The 18,614-nt window shown below is 66.4% G+C and carries 20 protein-coding genes; 8 read left to right on the forward strand and 12 right to left on the reverse strand.

Annotated features, from left to right (window positions below):
* From lptD to QZ281_RS14620, 3 genes are all read right to left on the reverse strand, one after another.
* Positions 1-1,836: LPS assembly protein LptD (lptD, locus tag QZ281_RS14610; protein WP_292229579.1), on the reverse strand; the 1,836-nt coding region annotated here is incomplete at its 3' end.
* 31 nt (positions 1,837-1,867) lie between these two features.
* Entirely contained in the window at positions 1,868-3,007 is a 1,140-nt protein-coding gene (gene lptG / locus QZ281_RS14615; protein ID WP_292229581.1) for an LPS export ABC transporter permease LptG, read from the reverse strand.
* Entirely contained in the window at positions 3,004-4,140 is a 1,137-nt protein-coding gene (locus QZ281_RS14620) for an LptF/LptG family permease (protein ID WP_292229583.1), read from the reverse strand. The genes lptG and QZ281_RS14620 overlap by 4 nt, the downstream gene beginning before the upstream one ends.
* A gap of 143 nt (positions 4,141-4,283) precedes the next feature.
* Between QZ281_RS14620 and QZ281_RS14625 the strand changes: the two genes are divergently transcribed.
* From QZ281_RS14625 to QZ281_RS14640, 4 genes are all read left to right on the forward strand, one after another.
* Complete coding sequence (locus tag QZ281_RS14625) at positions 4,284-5,759, forward strand: leucyl aminopeptidase (RefSeq protein ID WP_292229585.1); 1,476 nt, start codon at positions 4,284-4,286, stop codon at positions 5,757-5,759.
* Between the two features lie 19 nt (positions 5,760-5,778).
* On the forward strand, positions 5,779-6,237 hold the full coding sequence (locus tag QZ281_RS14630) for a DNA polymerase III subunit chi (RefSeq protein ID WP_292229587.1): 459 nt from the start codon (positions 5,779-5,781) through the stop codon (positions 6,235-6,237).
* A 101-nt stretch (positions 6,238-6,338) separates the two neighbouring features.
* The gene (locus QZ281_RS14635) at positions 6,339-6,551 is read left to right on the forward strand and encodes a hypothetical protein (protein WP_292229589.1); all 213 of its coding nucleotides are present in this window, start codon (positions 6,339-6,341) and stop codon (positions 6,549-6,551) included.
* A gap of 26 nt (positions 6,552-6,577) precedes the next feature.
* Complete coding sequence (locus tag QZ281_RS14640; RefSeq protein ID WP_292229591.1) at positions 6,578-6,877, forward strand: hemolysin; 300 nt, start codon at positions 6,578-6,580, stop codon at positions 6,875-6,877.
* Between the two features lie 196 nt (positions 6,878-7,073).
* On the opposite strand, the gene QZ281_RS14645 is transcribed toward QZ281_RS14640, so the two are convergent.
* Positions 7,074-8,000: a LysR family transcriptional regulator gene (locus tag QZ281_RS14645; RefSeq protein ID WP_292229593.1), complete on the reverse strand. Its 927-nt coding sequence runs from the start codon at positions 7,998-8,000 to the stop codon at positions 7,074-7,076.
* Positions 8,001-8,120: 120 nt separating this feature from the next.
* Between QZ281_RS14645 and QZ281_RS14650 the strand changes: the two genes are divergently transcribed.
* On the forward strand, positions 8,121-8,819 hold the full coding sequence (locus tag QZ281_RS14650) for a pirin family protein (RefSeq protein WP_292229595.1): 699 nt from the start codon (positions 8,121-8,123) through the stop codon (positions 8,817-8,819).
* Between the two features lie 85 nt (positions 8,820-8,904).
* Positions 8,905-9,297, forward strand: coding sequence for a DoxX family protein (locus QZ281_RS14655; protein ID WP_292229597.1), 393 nt, complete (start codon positions 8,905-8,907; stop codon positions 9,295-9,297).
* 42 nt (positions 9,298-9,339) lie between these two features.
* On the opposite strand, the gene pip is transcribed toward QZ281_RS14655, so the two are convergent.
* Together pip and QZ281_RS14665 are read right to left on the reverse strand one after the other, a co-directional pair.
* Entirely contained in the window at positions 9,340-10,314 is a 975-nt protein-coding gene (gene pip, locus QZ281_RS14660; RefSeq protein ID WP_292229599.1) for a prolyl aminopeptidase, read from the reverse strand.
* 36 nt (positions 10,315-10,350) lie between these two features.
* Positions 10,351-10,716 (reverse strand): DUF423 domain-containing protein, encoded by a 366-nt coding sequence (locus QZ281_RS14665; RefSeq protein ID WP_292229600.1) that lies wholly within the window; start codon positions 10,714-10,716, stop codon positions 10,351-10,353.
* A 47-nt stretch (positions 10,717-10,763) separates the two neighbouring features.
* On the opposite strand from QZ281_RS14665, the gene QZ281_RS14670 reads away from it, so the two are divergent.
* Positions 10,764-11,933 carry an MFS transporter gene (locus QZ281_RS14670; RefSeq protein WP_292229602.1) on the forward strand — a complete coding sequence of 390 codons (1,170 nt, stop codon included), beginning with the start codon at positions 10,764-10,766 and terminating at the stop codon, positions 11,931-11,933.
* A 2-nt stretch (positions 11,934-11,935) separates the two neighbouring features.
* Here the strand turns inward: QZ281_RS14670 and QZ281_RS14675 are convergent, their stop codons facing one another.
* The 4 genes from QZ281_RS14675 to QZ281_RS14690 form a co-directional block, all read right to left on the reverse strand.
* On the reverse strand, positions 11,936-12,511 hold the full coding sequence (locus QZ281_RS14675; protein ID WP_292229604.1) for a hypothetical protein: 576 nt from the start codon (positions 12,509-12,511) through the stop codon (positions 11,936-11,938).
* Between the two features lie 76 nt (positions 12,512-12,587).
* Positions 12,588-13,805: a hypothetical protein gene (locus QZ281_RS14680; protein WP_292229606.1), complete on the reverse strand. Its 1,218-nt coding sequence runs from the start codon at positions 13,803-13,805 to the stop codon at positions 12,588-12,590.
* Entirely contained in the window at positions 13,712-15,172 is a 1,461-nt protein-coding gene (locus QZ281_RS14685; RefSeq protein WP_292229608.1) for a hypothetical protein, read from the reverse strand. Before QZ281_RS14685 ends, QZ281_RS14680 begins: the two co-directional genes overlap by 94 nt.
* Positions 15,173-15,278: 106 nt before the next feature.
* Positions 15,279-15,461 (reverse strand): hypothetical protein, encoded by a 183-nt coding sequence (locus QZ281_RS14690; protein ID WP_292229610.1) that lies wholly within the window; start codon positions 15,459-15,461, stop codon positions 15,279-15,281.
* A gap of 164 nt (positions 15,462-15,625) precedes the next feature.
* On the opposite strand from QZ281_RS14690, the gene QZ281_RS14695 reads away from it, so the two are divergent.
* Entirely contained in the window at positions 15,626-17,101 is a 1,476-nt protein-coding gene (locus QZ281_RS14695) for a phospholipase D-like domain-containing protein (protein WP_292229612.1), read from the forward strand.
* Here QZ281_RS14695 and QZ281_RS14700 read toward each other — a convergent pair.
* Positions 17,086-17,823 carry an endonuclease/exonuclease/phosphatase family protein gene (locus QZ281_RS14700; RefSeq protein ID WP_292229614.1) on the reverse strand — a complete coding sequence of 246 codons (738 nt, stop codon included), beginning with the start codon at positions 17,821-17,823 and terminating at the stop codon, positions 17,086-17,088. The two genes, QZ281_RS14695 and QZ281_RS14700, sit on opposite strands and share 16 nt — an antisense overlap.
* A gap of 66 nt (positions 17,824-17,889) precedes the next feature.
* Positions 17,890-18,576, reverse strand: a complete 687-nt coding sequence (locus QZ281_RS14705; RefSeq protein ID WP_292229616.1) for a TPM domain-containing protein — start codon at positions 18,574-18,576, stop codon at positions 17,890-17,892.
* Between the last annotated feature and the right edge of the window lie 38 nt (positions 18,577-18,614).

The raw sequence follows: 18,614 nt of genomic DNA on the forward strand, positions 1-18,614 counted from the left end.
CCGCCCGCCCGCCGTGAAGCGCGCCCCGCCTTCGATCAGGTCGTAACCCGAGAAACGGTCCATGCGAAACAGCGAGGATTCGTCCAGTTCGATGACCTGGGCGTCTTCGTTGGGGATGCGCGGGTCGATGTCGGTCTTGTTGGAGATCGAGATCTGGGCGACGGGCTCAAGGATGATGTCGCCCTTGGCCGTGCGCTTGACCAGCGGATAGGTGAAGTCGACCCCGGCGCTGAGGCGCGAGCGGCTGATGGTCTGGCTGCCGTCCACGCCCATCATCGGGGGCAGGTCAGAAATCGAATAGAAGTCGACGCGGGTGTCGACGAACGGTTCGATCCGCACGCCCTGGGGCGTGATGATGGTGCGACGCCATTCGGCCTGACCCGTCACGCGGCGGCTGTCGACGCCGGACAGGCCGGACGTGATGGGGGGAACCATCTCTGGGTTCAGGATCGGCGCGCCGACGAAGGCCTCACGCGTCAGGGACACCGCCGAACCCTTCAGGCGCAGGCGTCCGCCGAAGACAGGATCGTGCGGCTCCCAGCGGGCGTCGATCAGGGGCGCCACGATCGGCAGGTTCTCGTCGCTTTCGAAGACTTTCACGCCGTTGGCGTCGCGGAAATCATTGTCGGCGAAGCGCGGGTCCAGGCGCAGGCTCTGGATGCGGAAGGCGGCGACCGAGACATAGGAGCGGTCGGTCTGGCGCTCGGCATAGACCTGGGTGATCAGGCGACGGCGGTCGCCGTAATAGAGGCCATTGTCCTGATACGGGTCGCGGATGGCGTAACGGTCGAACAGGGTCTTGTCGGACGTATGCTCCGCCGTAAAGCCGAAGCGCCATGGACCCGCCGGGTCATAGTTGCCGTGCGACAGCAGATAGCTGCGGCTCTCGCGATCATTGGCGATCAGGCTGTTGCCGATCGCCTTGTCGAAGTTCCGCTCATAGGTATAGCCGCCGCGAACCGTGATCGCCCCGTCGACGAAACGGCGACGCCACTGTGCGTTCAGGAAGGGCGCAATCCTTGAGTTGAACTGCGGGCTGATCAGCCAGTCTTCCGACGGCGAAACCACATGCAGATAGGGCGTCTCGGCCGAGAAGCCGCGACCGTCGTCATAGTTGACGATGGGCACCAGGAAGCCGCTGGCGCGCTCCACCGTCGGGTCGGGGTGGGCGAAATAGGGTGTGTAGAGGATCGGCACCCCGCCGACGCGGAACACCGCGTTGCGGTACAGGATGGCGTGCAGGGCCTCGTCCTGAACCACGCGCTCGGCCTGGATCGAGATGCTGGGGGTCTTCGGTCCCTTGGCGTCGCAGATGGGGCAGGGGGTGAAGATGGCGTAGTTCATCTCGCTCACCTTCTCGCTGCGGCGGACCACAGTGGAGGCCATCAGGCTGGCGCCGTTCTGGAAGCGAGTGGCGAAATCCACGCCGACGCCCGTGGTCAGGTCGTGATCGAGTTCGAGATGGTCGGCGTATATGACTGTGCCGTCAGGCGTAATGGCCTCGACCTGCCCGTCCGCGGTCGCCGTGCCGTTGGCCAGATCATAGGACAGGTTCTCGCCGCGCAGCACATGGCCGCGTGAGCGGGCATAGACGCGGTCTTCAGGAGTTCCGGTCGCAACGACGGTGTCGCCCTGGCGGGTGGCGGACGCGGCGTCGATATAGACGGCCTGCGGCGTCAGACCGTCTTCGACGACGTGTTTCGAAGCCGGTTGCACGGCGGGCGCGGTCTGCGCCCCCGCAGTCGTGGCGAAGGGCGCGCAGGCGATCAGCGCTGCGCCGGCCAGAAGCCTGTGCCGAAAGGCGTTGTAGCGCCTGTCGCGGCGATCACCCTGCATATGCAATCCGTCTCTAAGTAAGGGAGCCCGCTTAGCCGTCTTCGGTATAGAACAGCAAGGTGAACGCGGCGAGCGCTGTCAGCACAGGCGGCAGCCAGGCGGCGACAAACGGGGCCACGACCTCGGCCGAGCCCATGGCCGACGAGAACTGGTTCAGGAAGAAGAAGGCGAAGCCCAGCACCACGGCGGACACGCTCATCTTGGCCAGATCGCCCAGGCGCATCAGCCGCAGAGAGAAGGCGGCGGCCAGGATCGACATGGCGGCGAACACCAGCGGCGTGGCGAGCAACTGCTGCAGCCGCAGGCGATAGGCGGTCGAGGTGAAGCCTGCGTTCTCGATTCGCTGAATCTGGTTCGGCAGAGACCAGAAGGGCGTCGACTGGGGACGGGCGAACCGCTCGAACGCTTCCTTGTCGGCCAGGCTGGAGGGCAGATCGAGGGTGGAATAGGTCACGGCCTTCTGGCCGATCTGGGCGCCGGTGGCGTTGGTCAGGCGCCAGCGGCCCGCGTTGAGCGTCGCCGACTGGGCGTCGATCCGCTCGGAGAAGGTGCGGCCGCCGTCTGCGCCGGTCGTGTAGATGAAGAAGCTGACGTCCAGCAGGCGGGCGTTGGCGCGGTCCTGGCGGGCGGAGCGGATGATCATCTGGCGCTGGTCGTCGCCTTCGCGCAGCCAGATCGCCTCCTGAGAATCGGCGCCCAGCGTGGCTCCCGAAATCCGCGCCCGCTCGCGTTGCCACATGGCGTCGCCGGAAGCGGCCAGGGGGCCGAGCACGGTGACGGTCAATATGCCCAGCACAAAGGCCATCCCGGCGGCAGGCAGGACGAACCGCCATGCCGACACGCCCGCCGCGCGCATGGCGACCAGTTCGCTGCGGCGGTTCAGGCCGATGAAGGCCGCAAGGGTGCCGAACAGGAAGACGAACGGCAGAAGCTGCACGATCACCGACGGCGACTTCATCAGCACCAGGCCAAAGATGCGCACTGCCGACAGGTCCTGCGCCGAGCCGACGCCGCGCGACACCTCCACAAAGTCGATCAGCATGACCAGAGCGGCGATCACCGCCAGGGCCACGCCCAGAGAGCGCAACTGCTGGATCAGAACATAGCGTTCGATCCGGCCCAGACGCGGCAGGTGAGGGGAAAAGCGCGACGGCATGAAGGACGTGCTCATGCGAATCTCGCCTTCAGCTTTTCAAGGGCGGGCCACTGGCGTCGACGCCGGGGCTTCAACGCGCGGAACAGGACGCGCAGCGAAATGGCGATGGCCGCGATGGGCACCAGATACTGCAGGATGTTCATCCAGCCGTTCCAGGCGCTGGCGGCGACGAGGCCGTAGCCGACGACGCGCAACAGCAGGAACAGGCCCGCCGACTTGGCGATTCGCAGCGAATAGCCCGTTCGGCTGAACGCCCCGCCCAGGATGGCCGATAAGGCCAGCGACATGGCGACCAGCGCATAAAGCGGCGACGACAGGCGCGAATGGGCCTCGGCCAGCAGTTCCCCGCGCGAGCCCGCGGTTTCGAGCAGACGCGGCGACGGGTTCATCAACTGCGGCAGATACAGGTCCGACGGCTTGTAGCGGATCGTCTCGTTGACGCTGGTGAAGGGGGCCAGCGAGAAGTCGTAACGGTCGAACGACAGGGTCTCCAGCACGCCGCCTGACGAATAGCGCTGGGCCGAACCCTCAATCATGGTCAGGATCGGGGTTCCGGCGGCGTCGCGGCTGAAACGCGCCTCGGCGGCGTTCCAGGTGGTGACCTTGGCCCCTTCCTCCAGATAGACGAACAGGTTCTTGATCAGGCCGTTCTGCTCGATCTGCTGCACATAGACGGTCAGGCCGTTGGGGCCTTGTACGAACTGGCCCTCCTCGACCAGCAGGGCGGCGAGGTCGGTGCGGATGGCGAAGGCCTGACGCCGGGTCTCATGCTGGGCCCAGGGCAGGAAGAACAGATTGACCAGCAGGGTGGCCAGGGCGACCAGCACGGCCAGACGGGCGGCGGGTGAAATCACCTGCCAGCGGGTCATGCCGCCTGCGAATGCCGCCGTCATCTCCTGCTCGCGCTGCAACCGCGTCAGAGCGATCAGGGCGCCGACGAACAGGCCGATGGGCAGGATGACCGACAGAAGCTGGGGCAGGGCCAGCATCGTCAGTTTGGCCATCACCCAGACGCTTTGACCGCGTTCGACGATGAACTTCAGCTGGTCCAGGCTCTGGCTCAGAATCCCGATTCCGGCCAAGGCGGCGCACGCTGCGACCACGGGCAGTGAGATCTGTCGGAAAAGGTATCTTTGAATCAGGTTCATGGGCGGATGGTCTTCGCCCGGTTGCAGGCGGCGGTATAGAGGCGCATCTAGTAGCACATAGGGGCGCGTCTGCGGCAAGCGGACGCGCCGCTGTCTTTTTGCCCTTTTACAGATGCCGGGTGGGGCCTGGCTGGAGTCGCTGAATGAAGATCGAGTTCGTCGCCGCCGTTGACGCTGCTGAAATTCTGGCCGTGCCGGTTCATGAGGGTCGTGTTCTGACGGCTGCTGGCGAGGCGCTGGACGCCAAGGCCGCTGGCGCGCTGACCAAGGCCCTGTCCAAGAGCCGCGTCACCGGCAAGACCGGTCAGAGCCTGATCGTGGCCGCCCCTGCTGGCGTAAACGCCGACACCGTGCTGCTGGTCGGTGCGGGCGCTGCGGACAAGACCGATGATCTGGCCGTCGAGGCCTTCGGCGGCGGCGCCTATGCGGCGGTCAAGCTGTCGGGCGCTGAAGTCCTGACCATCGACGCCTCGCACCTGAGCCCTGAACACGCCGCCCGCGTTGGCTTTGCGGCGCGTCTGGCCGCCTATCGTTTCGACAAATATCTGACCCAGCAGAAGGCCGACAAGATTCCGTCGGTCACCACCATCCGCATCGTCGCCACCGACCTGCGCGCCGCCGAGGCCGCGCTGGAGCCGTTGTCGGCGATCGCCGACGGCGTGGTCTTCGCCCGTGATCTGGTGTCCGAGCCCGCCAACGTCCTGTACCCGGCCGAGTTCGCCAAGCGCGTGAAGGCGCTGGAGAGCCTGGGTCTGGAAGTCGAAATCCTTGGCGAAGCCGAGATGGAGAAGCTGGGCATGCGCACGCTGCTGGCCGTGGGCCAGGGCAGCCGTCGCGAAAGCCAGCTGGCCGTGATCCAGTGGAAGGGCGGCGAGGCGGGCGCACAGCCTCTGGCCTTCGTCGGCAAGGGCGTCTGCTTCGATACCGGCGGCATCTCGATCAAGCCTGCTGACGGCATGGAAGACATGAAGTGGGACATGGGCGGCGCCGCCGCCGTGGCCGGAACCATGGCTGCGCTGGCGGGCCGCAAGGCCAAGGTCAACGCTGTCGGCGTGCTGGGTCTGGTCGAAAACATGCCTGACGGCGACGCCCAGCGTCCGGGCGACGTGGTCGTGTCCATGTCGGGCCAGACCATCGAGGTCATCAACACCGACGCCGAAGGCCGCCTCGTTCTGGCCGACGCCCTCTGGTACACGCAGGAGCGTTTCAAGCCGAAGTTCATGATCGACCTGGCCACCCTGACGGGCGCCATGATCGTGGCTCTGGGCCTGGACTATGCGGGCATCTTCTCCAACTCGGACGAAGTGTCGGACAACGTCCTGTCGGCCTCCAAGAAGGTGGGCGAGAACTTCTGGCGCATGCCGATCCCGGCTATCTACGAGCAGCACATCGAGTCCAAGATTGCGGACCTGAAGAACATGGGCAACGGCCGCGCTGGCGGCTCGATCACCGCCGCCCTGTTCCTGCAACGCTTCACCAACGGCGTGCCGTGGGCGCACCTGGACATCGCGCCGACCGCCTGGGCCAACAAGAGCCCCAGCGCCACCGTGCCGGAAGGCGGCGTCGGCTTCGCCGTGCGTACGCTGGACCGCATGGTCGCAGACGCCTACGAATCCTGATCGCCGGAGGTAGAGCCGGGTGACCGACAAACCCGAAATCTGGTTCTACCACCTGGAGCGTTCGACGCTGGACCAGGTGTTGCCGACCCTGCTCGAGAAGACCCTCGAGCGGGGCTGGCGCGCCCTGATCAAATCGTCGCACTCACATCGGCTGGATGATGTCGATGAGGCGCTGTGGACCTATCGCGACGACAGTTTCCTGCCGCACGGTCGCGCCGATCAGGATCACGCCGCCCGCCAGCCTGTGCTGCTGAGCGAATCGGGGGAGAACCTGAACGGCGCTCAGGCGCTGTTCATCGTCGACGATGCAGAGCTTGGCGCGACGGAAGGGTTTGAACGATGCTTCATCATATTCGACGGACGGGACGAACCGGCGCTGCAGCACGCGCGGGGTCGGTGGAAGACGCTGAAGGGGCAGGGCGCCAACCTGGCCTATTGGAAACAGTCGGACGAGGGGCGCTGGGAAAAGGCGGCCTGATCGGCCTTGCCCTGCTGGCCGGCTGTTCGACGCCCGCTGCAGAAGCCCCCGCGCCGCGCGCCGTTGAACGCGCACAGCTCAATCAACCCGTCGGCACGCGGATGCCGACCAGCACCACGGCGGACACCTGCCGTGCGGGTGAAATGCAGTATCTGGTGGGCAAGGCCCGCACCGAAATCCCGGTTCCGGTCGAGGTCGTGAACCGGCGCGTGACCTGCACCACCTGCCCGGTGACGCAGGACTATTCGGCCTATCGATTGAACATCTTCTTCAATCAGGACACGGGCATCATCGAACAGGTACGTTGCGGCTGAACCGCGACAGATCACAGGAGACGACCATGAAGACCGCCTTCACACTGGCCTGCCTGAGCGCCGCCGCCATTGCCCTGTCGGCCTGCGCGTCCAGCCCCAAGGCCAACGACCCGACCTGGCCGGACGCCGCCTACAAGGTCTGCAAGGTCGAGGATTTCCAGAACTATGTCGGGCGCAACCGCTCGACCATTCCCGAGCCGCCGCACGGCCAGACCTTCCGCGTGCTGTGCAGCACCTGCGCCGCCACGATGGATTATCGCGAGAACCGCGTGAACTTCGTGTTCGACGAAGCCACCAACATCATCAAGGAAGTGAAGTGCGGCTGACGCTGTGACGTCTGTTGGCACTTAATGGGTCTGCATTTCGGCTCGTCATTCCGGGGCGTTCGCAGGGCGAACCCGGAACCCAGGAGCCGTGCATCCGGCAGCGAATGCGTCCAGTGTTGCGCTCGTGGCCCTGGGTTCCGGGTTCTTCGCTCCGCTCAGCCCCGGAATGACGGTTAGAGCTGGAAGTCGATTGAACCTAGCGTCCGACCGTATCGCCCGGCCACAGCGGTTTGCTGAACCGGTCGGCCAGATAGTCCATCAGGGCCGTGACCCGTGCGGGTCGCGGTCCGCTGCTGGGCGCGACCAGATGAAGGGCGATGGGCGGCAGGCTCCAGTCGGTCATGACCGTCTCCAGATGCCCGCTGGCGACATCCTTCCAGTAGATGAAGTCCGGCTGGGGGAAGATGCCCAGACCTGCGCACAGCGACGCCGTCAGGGCGTCCGAGTTGTTGGCGCGCAACGGCCCCTGCGGCCGCACCACGACCTCTTCACCCGCCGCATTGCTGAACCGCCAGATGTCGGGCGTCGGCATATAGGCGTAGCAGAGGCAGGCGTGGCGGTTCAGATCGTTCGGGTGGGTCGGCCTTCCCCGCTGCGCCAGATAGGATGGTGAGGCGACCAGGGCGCGTTTGACCGGCCTGAGCTTGCGCGCCGTCAGAGAGGAATCGGGCAGGGCGGCGATGCGAAGGGCGCAGTCAAATCCGCCGCCGACCAGATCAATCACCTCATCCGCCAGATGCAGGTCGATGGAGATGTCGGGATTGGTGGCCAGAAACTCGGGCAGGGCAGGCGCCACATAGGCCATGCCGAACGACATGGGTGCGGCCAGACGCACCAGCCCGCGCGGCGTCACCGACATATCCAGCGCCTCTGACACCGCGCCCTCGGCCTCGGCGAGCATATGGGCCGCGCGCGCCGCCAGGTTCCGCCCCGTGTCCGTCAGGGCGAACCGGCGTGAGGTCCGGTGCAGCAGGGTGGTCTGAAGCTGCTGCTCCAGCCGGGTCACCGCCTTGGACACGGTGGCCTTGGACAGGGACAGGCTGTCCGCCGCGCCGGAAAACGACTGGGTTTCCGCCACCTTGGCGAAGATGGCCAGGGCTTCCAGATCGGGCAGGCGAGACATGCGGCGGCCTATGCGAAGCGAAACAATGAGTTTCGTTGGTTTCTATTTCTGTTCGGTCGCCGATCTCTATCTTGTCGTCAAGCAGATGACGCCGGGACGGCCCGGCCTGAGGACAGACCAATGATCGAGCGCAGACCTTTTGAATCGCTGGGCGGCGCCAACCATGGCTGGCTGAACGCCAAGCACCACTTCTCCTTCTCCAACTACTATGATCCCAAGCGGATGAGTTGGGGCAACCTGCGGGTCTGGAATGATGACGAAATCGCGCCGGGCAGCGGCTTCCCGCCCCACCCGCACGCCGACATGGAAATCATCACCTATGTCCGCGACGGCGCCATCAGCCACGAGGACAGCCTGGGCAACAAGGGCCGCACGGTGGCGGGCGATGTTCAGGTGATGAGCGCCGGCACCGGCATTCGTCACGCGGAATACAATGCCGAGACCGAGCTGACCCGTCTGTTCCAGATTTGGATCGAGCCGACCCGTCGGGGCGAAAAGCCCAGCTGGGGCACCAAGCCCTTCCCCAAGGGCGACCGCTCGGGCCAGTTCGTGGTCCTGGCGTCGGGCTTTGAGGATGACGCTGACGCCCTGCCGATCCGCACCGAGGCGCGGGTCGCCGCGGCGACGCTGAAGGCGGGCGACACGGTCGACTATCCGGTCGGCGCCACGCGTCGGGCCTATCTGGTGGCGTCGCTGGGTGAGATCGAAGTCAATGGCGTGAAGCTGAGCCCCCGCGACGGTGCAGCCATCGCCGAGGAAGACGTCATCACGATCAAGGCGCTGACGGACGCTGAAGTCGTGCTGGTGGACGCCGCCTAGGACTCAGGCGCAACCTGCCCGGCCGGACATGTTCCGGCCGGGCGATCTGCATGTGCGGACGCTCCAACGAGGGAGGAAAGTCACGATGTTCAATCAAGCGAGTGCGTGGTCCCCGAAAGCGCTGGCGGCGCTGCGCATCGTCGCAGGCCTGCTGTTTCTGGCGCATGGTCTGGTCAAGCTGTTCGGCTTTCCCGAAGGCGCGCAGCCGGGGCAGGTGCCGTTGCTGTCTCTGTTCGGCGTCGGCGCCGTCATCGAACTGGTGACGGGGGTGCTGCTGGTGCTGGGCCTGTTCACGCGCCCCGCCGCCTTCATCGCCTCGGGGCAGATGGCGGTCGCCTACTGGATGGTGCATTTCCCGCAGAGCCCCTATCCGGCGGTCAACGGCGGGGACGCGGCCATCCTGTTCTGCTTCGTCTTCCTGTACATCTTCACGGCAGGTCCGGGCGCGTGGAGCCTGGATGAACGCAGTAAGGTCTGAGACAAAAAAGCCGCCGCATCAGCACGATGCGGCGGCTTTCTCTTAGACGGTTGCGGCCCAGTCGGTGGCGCGGATCAGGCTGTCCACGATGCCCGGCTCGGACGAGGCGTGTCCGGCGTCGCCGATGATGTCCAGCCTGGCCTCGGGCCATGCCCGGTGCAGCGCCCAGGCGCCGGAGATCGGCGTCACCACATCGAAACGCCCCTGCGCGATCCAGCAGGGGATGTGGCGCATCTTATCGACGTTGTTGATGATCCAGTTCTCGTCGTCGAAGAAGCCGCCGTTGGTGAAGTACCAGTTCTCGATCCGGGCGAAGGCGACGGCGAAGTCGGGTTCCGCAAACTTGTCCGGCTTGGCGCTGGGGCCTTCGACGCTGACGGTGTCACCTTCCCAACCGGCCCAGGCCAGGGCGCAGCGCTCACGCTCTTCGACATTGTCGCCGATCAGGCGCTTGTAATAGGCGCCCATCAGGTCGCCGCGTTCGGCCTCCGGGATCGGCGCGATAAACCGCTCCCAGGCGTCGGGGAAGATCATCGAGGCGCCGTCCTGATAGAACCAGTGCAGTTCCTTTTTGGTCAGCAGGAAGATGCCGCGCAGCACCAGGGCCAGACACCGCTGGGGGTGTTTGATCGCATAGGCCATCGACAGGGTGGACCCCCACGATCCGCCGAACACCACCCACTGGTCGATGCCCTGGCGTTCGCGCAGCCGTTCGATGTCGTCGATCAAGGCCCAGGTGGTGTTGTCCTCCAGCGAGGCGTTGGGACGCGACAGGCCGCATCCGCGCTGATCGAACATGACGATCTTGTACTGGGCCGGATCGAAGTATCGACGCATCCCCGGATTGACCGCGCCGCCAGGGCCGCCGTGCAGCACCACGACGGGACGACCCTGCGGATTGCCGGAAACCTCGTAGTAGATTTCATGGACGCTGTCCGTCTGCATCCAGCCTGACGCGAAGGGTTCGGTCTCAGGATAAAGTTCGCGGCGAGGTTCAGCAGACGCGGGGAAGGCCATGGATACGCATGTCTTTCTGCAGGGACGCTAAAGGCGTTACGAGGAACTGGACCGGAATGCCGCAAATGCGACGCAAAGCCAACCAGCGATCATCAATACGCCGCCGATGGGGGTGATGGCCCCGATGACCGGCACGCTGAGAACGCCCAATGCAGCCAGAGACAGGCTGAAAATAAGTCCGCCGACGACGCCCAGCCAACCCGCAACCCGCGCCAGCCTGCCGCCGCCCGTCCATAGGGCGCAGCCGAAGCCGAAGACGGCGTGGACCAACTGATAGTGCGTGCCGGTGGTCAGCAGGGTCTTCAACTGCGGCTCGGCCCCATGAGCCGCGAAGGCGCCCAGTGCGACGGCGAGGGCCCCGTTCAGGGCGGCGAATAAAATCAGGCTGCGAGTCGGATTCATATGTCGAGCCTAGCCTGACGAATCCCGGAAGTCTGCTATGCGGCGTTATGTCCCCGTCAGCCCGTTCTCGCGTCGCCTTCCAGTACGCCCTGATGTTCATAGGCACCGGCGTCAGCCTGCCTTACGCCGGGCTTTGGATGCGGTCGCTGGGGCTGAGCGGGGCCGAGATCGGCGTCATCCTCGCCGCCCCCATGCTGGCGCGTCTGGTCACGGGACCGGCGATCGCAGTCTGGGCGGACGGGTTCCGATATCGCCGCACGCCCATCGCCCTTTTGGCCGCCATGTCGGCCCTGGCCTATGGGACGGCGGGATTGGTCGACGGGTTCGCCGCCTGGGCCATCGCCTGGTTCATCGCCGCGACCGGGGTTGCGGCCATCATCCCCCTGACCGACGTGCTGAACCTGCGGCTGTCGCGCAAGGAGGGCTTCGCCTTTGCGGTGCCGCGCGGGTTTGGCTCGGCGGCCTTCTTCGTGACCAATATCGTCGTCGGCTTCATTGTGCGCGCGACGGGGGCCGAGGTGGTCATCATCGGCGTGACCCTGGCCTGTGTCGGGATCGCGCTGGCCGCCTGGCGATTTCTACCGCCCGAGCCTGTGCATGACGGGGCGCCCGTTCTGGGCTGGGACCGGTTCCGCGGCATGGGCCAGTTGCTGAAGAACCCGGTGGTGGTGACGGCCATCCTGGCCATCGGCCTGGTTCAGGCGGCGCACGGTTTCTACTATGGCTTCTCCGCCATCCTCTGGCGCGCGCAAGGGGTTGAGGCGGACATGACGGGCCTGCTGTGGGCCTTCGCCGTGGTAGTCGAGATCAGTTTCATGTGGGTGATCGATCCGTGGCGACGTCGGCACGGCATCGGTCCCTGGCCCATACTGATGATCGCCTCGGGCGCGGCGGTCGTCCGCTGGACCTTCATGGCCGCATCGCCGCCGCTGTGGGCCTTGTGGCCGCTGCAGATGCTGCACGCCCTGAGCTTCGCCGCCAACTTCCTGGCGGGTGTCGAGGTGATCGAGAAACTGGCGCCGCGCGACAGCCAGACGGCGGCCCAGACCCTGAACTCCATGCTGTCGGCCGGCGTGCTGATGGGCCTGGCGACCCTGGCCAGCGGCCCGCTGTACGACGCCTTCGGGGCAGGCGGCTATCTGGCCATGGCCGGAATGGCGGCGGTGAGCCTGCTGGCCAATCTGCTGCTGCGCCCGGTGCTGACGCGCGCCGCCTGAACCTACAGGTGGCTGGCGATGGCGTTGGCGGCGGCTTTGACGCCTTTGCGGATCAGGGCTTCGTCGGCGGGCAGGGGCGCGCGGAGCAGTCCGATGGCGGGGGTGTGAGGGCCTTCAGGCAGTTCCGACAGCACGCGGTACAGCAGATAGGAGCCGACATCGTCTTCGGCCTCGGACGAGGCGTCCACGGACAGGCCTGCGGCGTTCAGGGCGCGCACGATATCGGCGACGGGGGCGGTGGTGCGGGCGACGCCGGGGCCGGTCAGGGTCTGGCGGTTCTTGTGGGTCAGGTCGCGGTTCTCGGCCCGCATCTGCACGCGGAAGCCGCCGGATTTGTGATTGCGTCCGACCAGCAGCACGGCGCGGCAATCGCCGCTCTGCAAATGAGCGCTCAGGGTCGAGGCCAGGGTCTCGGGGTCTGCGGCGGTGACGGGAACCGTACGGGCTCCGGTCGGGCTCCACGGCTGGCCGGACAGGTCCTCGACCAGATCCCAGCCCTGATCGTCGACGTCATAGGCGCATATGGCGATGCCGGGGCGTCGGTCCGGGCGTTGGGCGCTGTCGCTGGAGGAGGTCATGCTGGCCATTCTAGCGTTACTCGTCACGGTTCCGTGACGACGTCAGGAGGAGGGAAGTTCGGCGCGGCGTCAAGCTCTAACCCAGGTCGCCGACCGCCGCATCCAGCAACATGAAGGCGCGGCCGCCGTCGGAGGCCAGGCGGGACTGAACCCCGGCGCCATCCCCGGCGCGAGCGACAGCCGACAACTCCTTGCCGAAGCTGCGGACATAGTGTTCGGCGTCGGAGCGCAGTTCGGCGTCGTTCATCACGCGGCGCGACACGCTGCGCACAGCGGCGGGGGCCACGCGCCGCACGATATGGCGGGCGGCGTCGGCGTCGCCCTTGCTGATGGCGCGGGCCGCTTCCTCAACGCGAGAGCGCGGCAGAAGCGCATTGGGGTCCACGCCCATGCGGCGAATCGCGGCGGTGACGCGGTCAGCCAGCGCGGCGGCGTCGGCGCGGGGCAGGGCGGGCGTGTCCAGGTCCAGCGGCGGCTCTGACGGCTCATCGCGCGACACCAGGTCATTCCAGTCCAGCCGTTCGGTGACGGCGGCGCGGGGAGGCTCTGACGGCTCCAGCCGCAGACGGCCGCGCAGGGCGGTGCTGCGCTCATCGGCGCGGTCATCGACGGGTGCGCGTTGCGGCCGGGCGGGTCGAACCTCCGGCTCAGGTGCGGCTTCGCGACGGCGCGGGGCAACCGGCGCATCGCCGGAGACGACGCCCATCAGGCGCACGGCCTCGGTCAGCATGTCGTAGTTGCGGCGCACCCGATCCTGGAAACCGATGTCCAGAGCTTCGGTGTCCTCGGCGGCCTTGCGCGATGCGGCGGACAGCGAGGCCAGACCCTCTTCGACCGAGGCACGGACAGCCTCGACGCGGGCGCGGGCCTGTTCGGGCAGGCGGGCGGCGCGTTCGTCAACGTCGGCGACGGCGGTGTCGATCTCGGACAGGGCCGAGTTCAGGCGTGTCAGCAGGCCTTCAAGACGTTGAATGGCGCGATCGCCGGTCTGTTCGACCAGACCCGCGCTTTCGCTGACGATGCGACGGGCGTCGTCGATGCGGGCGTCGGCGGCTTGATCCGCCTTCTGGGCGGCGTCGAACAGGGCTTCACCCAGACGGTCAGCGCGCAGTCGGGCCTGTTCGGCGGCGTCTGCTGCGGCGGCGCGGGAATCCTCAGCCGTGGCGCGCATCTGCTCCAGGGCGCGGCGCGTTTCTTCCATCAGGGTGTCGCGGGCCTCGGCGGCCAGGGTTTCGAAACGATCCAGCGACACCTTGGTGGCGGCGTCGAAGCCGTCGGCCTCGCGCTGGGACATGTCGACCAGGGCGCGGAACTGATCTGTGGCCGCCTCGACCAGATCGCGCAGGGTCTCGCTGGAGGTCTGTGAGGCCTGCCCCAGATCAGAGGCGGCGGTGCGGGTGGCGGACAACTGCTCCAGAATCTGGGCGCGCTGGCTTTCGACCTGGGCGGAGAAGTCTTCCTGATCGGTGCGCAGTTGATAGGCGGCGGTGACCAGGGCTGCCCGTTGCTGGCCCAGACCTTCTTCGACCGACTGGATTTGTTCGGCGACGCCGGAACCGGCGTTCTCCAGGCGGATGGTCTGGCGGGCCAGATCTTCGGCGGCGACGCGGCCAGGGCGGCCTCGGCCTCACGCAGTTGCGCCTGCGCCAGATCGGAGGCGTCGGCGACCATGCGAGACTGGCGCTCGACCGCGACGATGACGCCCTCGGACTGGCTGTCCAGATGGACGCCCAACTTGGTCATTTCCTCGCGTTCGCGGCCCAGACCCTCGGTCAGGCGGCGGGCGGTGCGGCTGGCGTTTTCGGCGGCTTCGTTCAGGCGGTTGGTTTCCTGCGCCAGGGCTTCGCGCAGCAGGGCCATGTCGTTGCGCGCCCGTTCGGCGGCCAGCGCCGCGTGGTCGATGTCGGAACGCAGAGAATGCAGAACCTCGCCGGTCTGGCGGGCGGCCAGGGCGGTGGGGGCGACCAGGGCTTCGGCCAGATCACGTGCGCGCTTGGTTTCGGCGGCCAGACCTGCGCCCTGGCGCACGGCATGGGCCAGCATGATGGCCAGACCCGCTGGGGCCAGCGCGATCAGGGCGTAGATGGCGATGCGAAGACCATCCAGTTCCGCCCCGCCTGCGCCGAACTCATAGGCGGCCCAGGATGCGACGCCGCCGATCCACAGGGTCGAGGCGACCCCGGCGATCAGATAGGCGTGACGGCCAGACGGCATGTCCTGGCGTTGGGCGGCGGTCGTCTTGACGGCGGGCGCGGTGGATTTCTTGATCGGAGCGGGCGGGGCGCCTGCGGCCACCGCCATTTCGACGGCGACGTTCGGCGCAGTCGCTGATTCCGGCGTCGCGACGGAATCGGAATGCGGGGCGATGTCGAAAGTCTGATTCTGGACCGCCTTGGCCGCCAGTTCCGCCGCGGCGCGTTCTTCGGCCTGTCGCTGCTCTTCCAGCAGGCGACGGCGGCGACGTTCGGACATGGGGCGCTCCAGAACCGGCTCAGGCTGGTGGGCAGGCTCTGTCACGGCCTCTTCGACGGCGTCCGGTTCGTGCTCGGTTGCGGTGTCGAGACCCTCTGCGGGCGCCTCGACAGCCTCCACGGTTTCGACCGGCTCAACAGGCGCTTCGTCGTTGGTCAGTTTCAGAGGCGGCCTGTTACGGGATTTCATCAGCGGTCGATCTCGATCCAAATCGCGTGGCGCGCGAAAACTCGCCGATTACCCTAGCGAGTCAAAGCTCAAGGTCAAAGCAATCCGCAGACAGAACCGACCGCGATCAACAGTCTCGCTTGACGTCGACAACCATGGTGCTGGACGGGGGGGCGACATTGCAGTCCTTGGTGCGGTGGACTTCGCGGTCGATCTGGCGCGGAGAATGGATCTCCACCCCGAATTGCGACAGGACGGCGGCGGCCAGGAACGCAATCAAGCCGGCGATAAGTTCGACCAGCGCCTGCATTTCCCGCGACCTCCCTAGCCCCAATGGCTGTCTTCATTATGCTTCATATCAACGAACGTCACAATCCCGCCCTCTAAAGATTGACCCGAGGCTGTCCGCATGAAAACCAAAGGGACAGACGCCGCCTCGCTAACGACGTCACGCGAATCAGACAGACAGGCTGCATGACCACCGACGGCCACAGCTATGAAGGCAGCCTGCTGACGCCTGGGCCGGGCATCTGGCGCACTGATGTCGCGCATCGATTTTCTGTTCTGATGGAGAACGAGGCCTATTTCGATGCTCTGGCGTCGTCGATCCACAAGGCCGAGCGGTCGATCGTGGTGCTGGGCTGGCAGTTTGATCCGCGCACCCATCTGGACCCAGAGACGCGCCCCGGCGACAAGGCAGCCGAGATCGGGCGGCAACTGCGGATGCTGGTCAAGAAGAAGCCTGATCTGGACGTGCGTCTGCTGATCTGGAAGTCGCCGCTGCTGATCGCCGCGTCGCAGGGCTTCTATCCGCATCGGGCGCAGCGCTGGTTCCGCAAGCGGATGGTCGAGTTCCGCATGGATTCGCCCGGTCCCATCGGCGCCTGCCACCACCAGAAGGTCATCGTCATCGACGACCGGATCGCCTTCGTCGGCGGCGGCGACATATCGACCGATCGCTGGGATTCAGAAGAGCATCTGGACCATGACCCGCGTCGCGCCCTGCCCAATGGCGCCATCTGCAAGGCGCGGCATGAGATGATGAGCGTCTTCGATGGTCCCGCCGCGCGCGTTCTGGGTGATCTGGCGCGCGAGCGTTGGTTCCGCGCGACCTGGGAGCGGACGGTCGTTGACGAGGTGGCCTCTGACCCTTGGCCGGACAATGTGCCGGTGCATATGACCGATGTGCCGGTCGGCGTGGCCCGTACTGAGCCGAAATGGTCCGGGCGGCACGAGGTGCGCGAAAACGAGGCCCTGCACCTTGAGGCGATCCGTCGCGCCAAGCGGCTGATCTATATGGAGAACCAGTATTTCACCTCGCCGGTGATCGCCGCCGCCTTGGCCTCGCGTCTGGCCGAGGAGGACGGGCCGGAGGTGGTGCTGATCACGACCGCCAAGAGCCCCAGCTGGTTCGACAGCCTGACGATGGACACGGCGCGGGCCGAGGTGCTGTATCGGCTGGAGAGCGCCGATCGATACAACCGCTTTTTCGCCTTTGCGCCCCTGACGGCGCACGGCGACCGGATCATCGTCCACGCCAAATCGACCATCATTGACGACCGGCTGCTGCGGATCGGATCAACCAATCTGAACAATCGTTCGATGGGGTTGGACACCGAATGTGACATCGCCGTCGAGCCGAAAGATGCGGCGGGGCTGGGCGTCATCACCGCGCACCGGCATCACACCATCGGCCACTGGATCGGTGTCGGCGCCGAGGACTATGCGGAAGTCGAGGCGGTGATGGGCTCAGTCGGGGCGGCCATATCCAGTTTCAACAGCCCGCGACTGCATCTGCTGGGCCATGATCAGCCTACGCGCCTGCAGCAGTTGTTCGCGGAATGGCAGTTGGGCGATCCCATCTCTTCATCAGATGCATGGCGGCCGTGGAAGCGGCTGGCCCACGCGCGGCGGCCGGAGCCCTTGCCCAGGGCTCAGACGCCGGACTGAACCACGTCGAAATCAATGATCAGCGGCAGGTGGTCCGAGGCCACACGCGCCAGCGGCGAATAGTCGGCGCGCACCTGTCGGATGCGGATTTCCGGGCTGACGAAGCAGTGGTCGATGCGGATGGCGGGGAAGGCCGAGGGGAAGGTCTTGATCGACGGCTTCAGCTTCAACTGCCGCTGGCAGTCCTCCAGCTTGCGGCACAGGGTCTGATAGGGGCGGGTGATCGAGGTGGCGTTGAAGTCGCCCGCCAGCAGGGTCGGCCCGGTGCATCCGCCCAGCCAGGTCGTGCTGGTCAGGGCCGCGGCCTGCAGCCTCTGCTCCTTGGGCACCAGTCCAAGGTGGGTGTTGAAGACATTGATGGCCACGCCGTCGATGGTGATCTCGGACCAGATGGCCCCGCGCGGCTCAAGGCCCGGAATGCCGCGAACCGAGGGCAGGGAGTCGGCGCGGATCAGTCTTTCCGGGTGCGGCGTCATGATAGCGTCGCCATACAGTTCGGCCTCGACCTGCATGGCCGGGTGGAAGCGTGAGGTCATGGACAGGCCCTCGGCGATCCGTTCGGCCTGATCGACCTTTCCGGTACGGGCGCGTCCGACGTCCAGTTCCTGCAGGCAGACGATGTCCGGTTCGTGCTCGGCGATCACGGCGACGATGCGCGCCACGTCCAGTTGCTTGTCCGTGCCGACGCAGCGATGGACGTTGTAGGTCAAAAGACGGGGCATGAATTCCGTGAACCGAGCGGCGAAGAACTGGTCTTTTCGGCGCAGAATGCGACCGCGTTGCGACAGTCAGAGCAGGATCAGGTGATCCGGCAATTCGTTGGGATTGTCCTCGCGTGGCGGGAAGTGCTGGGCCAGCACCTGTCCGCACAGGGCGATGGCGGCCTCGAACCCGGCGGCGGGGCGGCCTGCGCCGATCTCGCCCAGCAGGGCGGCGACCGTATCGGCCCAATGATCGTCGCCGACGACGGCGTGGATGGCCTCGTCCGCGATCAGTTCGACCTGATGCTCGTCCAGCGCCGCGAAGATCAGGACGCCGGTGCGTTCGCGGGTCACGTGGACGCCGTGAGCCAGGAACTGCTGCAGGGCTGCGCGGCGCACGCGATCGCGGCGCACCCCGCGCGGGGTGGCCCAGCGCCGGATTGTCGGAATACGGGTCAGCAGAAAGACCAGAACAAAGACCAGCGCCTGGACCATGGCGTAGGCGCCCAGCGTATAGGCGATGTCCCGCGGGCCGCCTGCTGCGTGCGCCGCCTCCCAGCCGCCGTCAAAGGGGGAAAGCCACGCGGGGCCAAACCCCAGCGGAATCAACCCCATCGGCAGGATCAGGGCAGCCGCTCCCGCCCAGCCCAGGCTGACGTCGATGTAGGAGGACACCCGCCGTGACACGACGCAGAAGATTTCACCCGATGTCGTGGCTTCAGCCGCGGCGATGGCGCGGGCGATGCGCTCTTGGTCGTCTTTGGAGACATGCATCACCATCCTCCCGAGGCGCCGCCGCCGCCGAATGAAAC

Origin of the sequence: Brevundimonas sp. (assembly GCF_018608325.1) — a bacterium.
Taxonomy (GTDB): Bacteria; Pseudomonadota; Alphaproteobacteria; order Caulobacterales; family Caulobacteraceae; genus Brevundimonas.

Excerpts from the sequence above, each read along its gene's own strand:
- QZ281_RS14690 (WP_292229610.1), bottom strand. The coding sequence starts at position 15,461 with ATGCAGGCGCTGGTCGAACTTATCGCCGGCTTGATTGCGTTCCTGGCC.
- QZ281_RS14675 (WP_292229604.1), bottom strand. The coding sequence starts at position 12,511 with ATGACCTCCTCCAGCGACAGCGCCCAACGCCCGGACCGACGCCCCGGC.
- pip (WP_292229599.1), bottom strand. The coding sequence starts at position 10,314 with ATGGCCTTCCCCGCGTCTGCTGAACCTCGCCGCGAACTTTATCCTGAG.
- QZ281_RS14700 (WP_292229614.1), bottom strand. The coding sequence starts at position 17,823 with ATGCCCCGTCTTTTGACCTACAACGTCCATCGCTGCGTCGGCACGGAC.
- QZ281_RS14665 (WP_292229600.1), bottom strand. The coding sequence starts at position 10,716 with ATGAATCCGACTCGCAGCCTGATTTTATTCGCCGCCCTGAACGGGGCC.
- QZ281_RS14640 (WP_292229591.1), top strand. The coding sequence starts at position 6,578 with ATGAAGACCGCCTTCACACTGGCCTGCCTGAGCGCCGCCGCCATTGCC.
- QZ281_RS14645 (WP_292229593.1), bottom strand. The coding sequence starts at position 8,000 with ATGTCTCGCCTGCCCGATCTGGAAGCCCTGGCCATCTTCGCCAAGGTG.
- QZ281_RS14685 (WP_292229608.1), bottom strand. The coding sequence starts at position 15,172 with ATGAAATCCCGTAACAGGCCGCCTCTGAAACTGACCAACGACGAAGCG.
- QZ281_RS14620 (WP_292229583.1), bottom strand. The coding sequence starts at position 4,140 with ATGAACCTGATTCAAAGATACCTTTTCCGACAGATCTCACTGCCCGTG.
- QZ281_RS14635 (WP_292229589.1), top strand. The coding sequence starts at position 6,339 with ATGCCGACCAGCACCACGGCGGACACCTGCCGTGCGGGTGAAATGCAG.
- QZ281_RS14625 (WP_292229585.1), top strand. The coding sequence starts at position 4,284 with ATGAAGATCGAGTTCGTCGCCGCCGTTGACGCTGCTGAAATTCTGGCC.
- QZ281_RS14680 (WP_292229606.1), bottom strand. The coding sequence starts at position 13,805 with ATGTCCCAGCGCGAGGCCGACGGCTTCGACGCCGCCACCAAGGTGTCG.
- lptG (WP_292229581.1), bottom strand. The coding sequence starts at position 3,007 with ATGAGCACGTCCTTCATGCCGTCGCGCTTTTCCCCTCACCTGCCGCGT.
- QZ281_RS14695 (WP_292229612.1), top strand. The coding sequence starts at position 15,626 with ATGACCACCGACGGCCACAGCTATGAAGGCAGCCTGCTGACGCCTGGG.
- QZ281_RS14705 (WP_292229616.1), bottom strand. The coding sequence starts at position 18,576 with ATGCATGTCTCCAAAGACGACCAAGAGCGCATCGCCCGCGCCATCGCC.
- QZ281_RS14650 (WP_292229595.1), top strand. The coding sequence starts at position 8,121 with ATGATCGAGCGCAGACCTTTTGAATCGCTGGGCGGCGCCAACCATGGC.
- QZ281_RS14670 (WP_292229602.1), top strand. The coding sequence starts at position 10,764 with ATGTCCCCGTCAGCCCGTTCTCGCGTCGCCTTCCAGTACGCCCTGATG.
- QZ281_RS14655 (WP_292229597.1), top strand. The coding sequence starts at position 8,905 with ATGTTCAATCAAGCGAGTGCGTGGTCCCCGAAAGCGCTGGCGGCGCTG.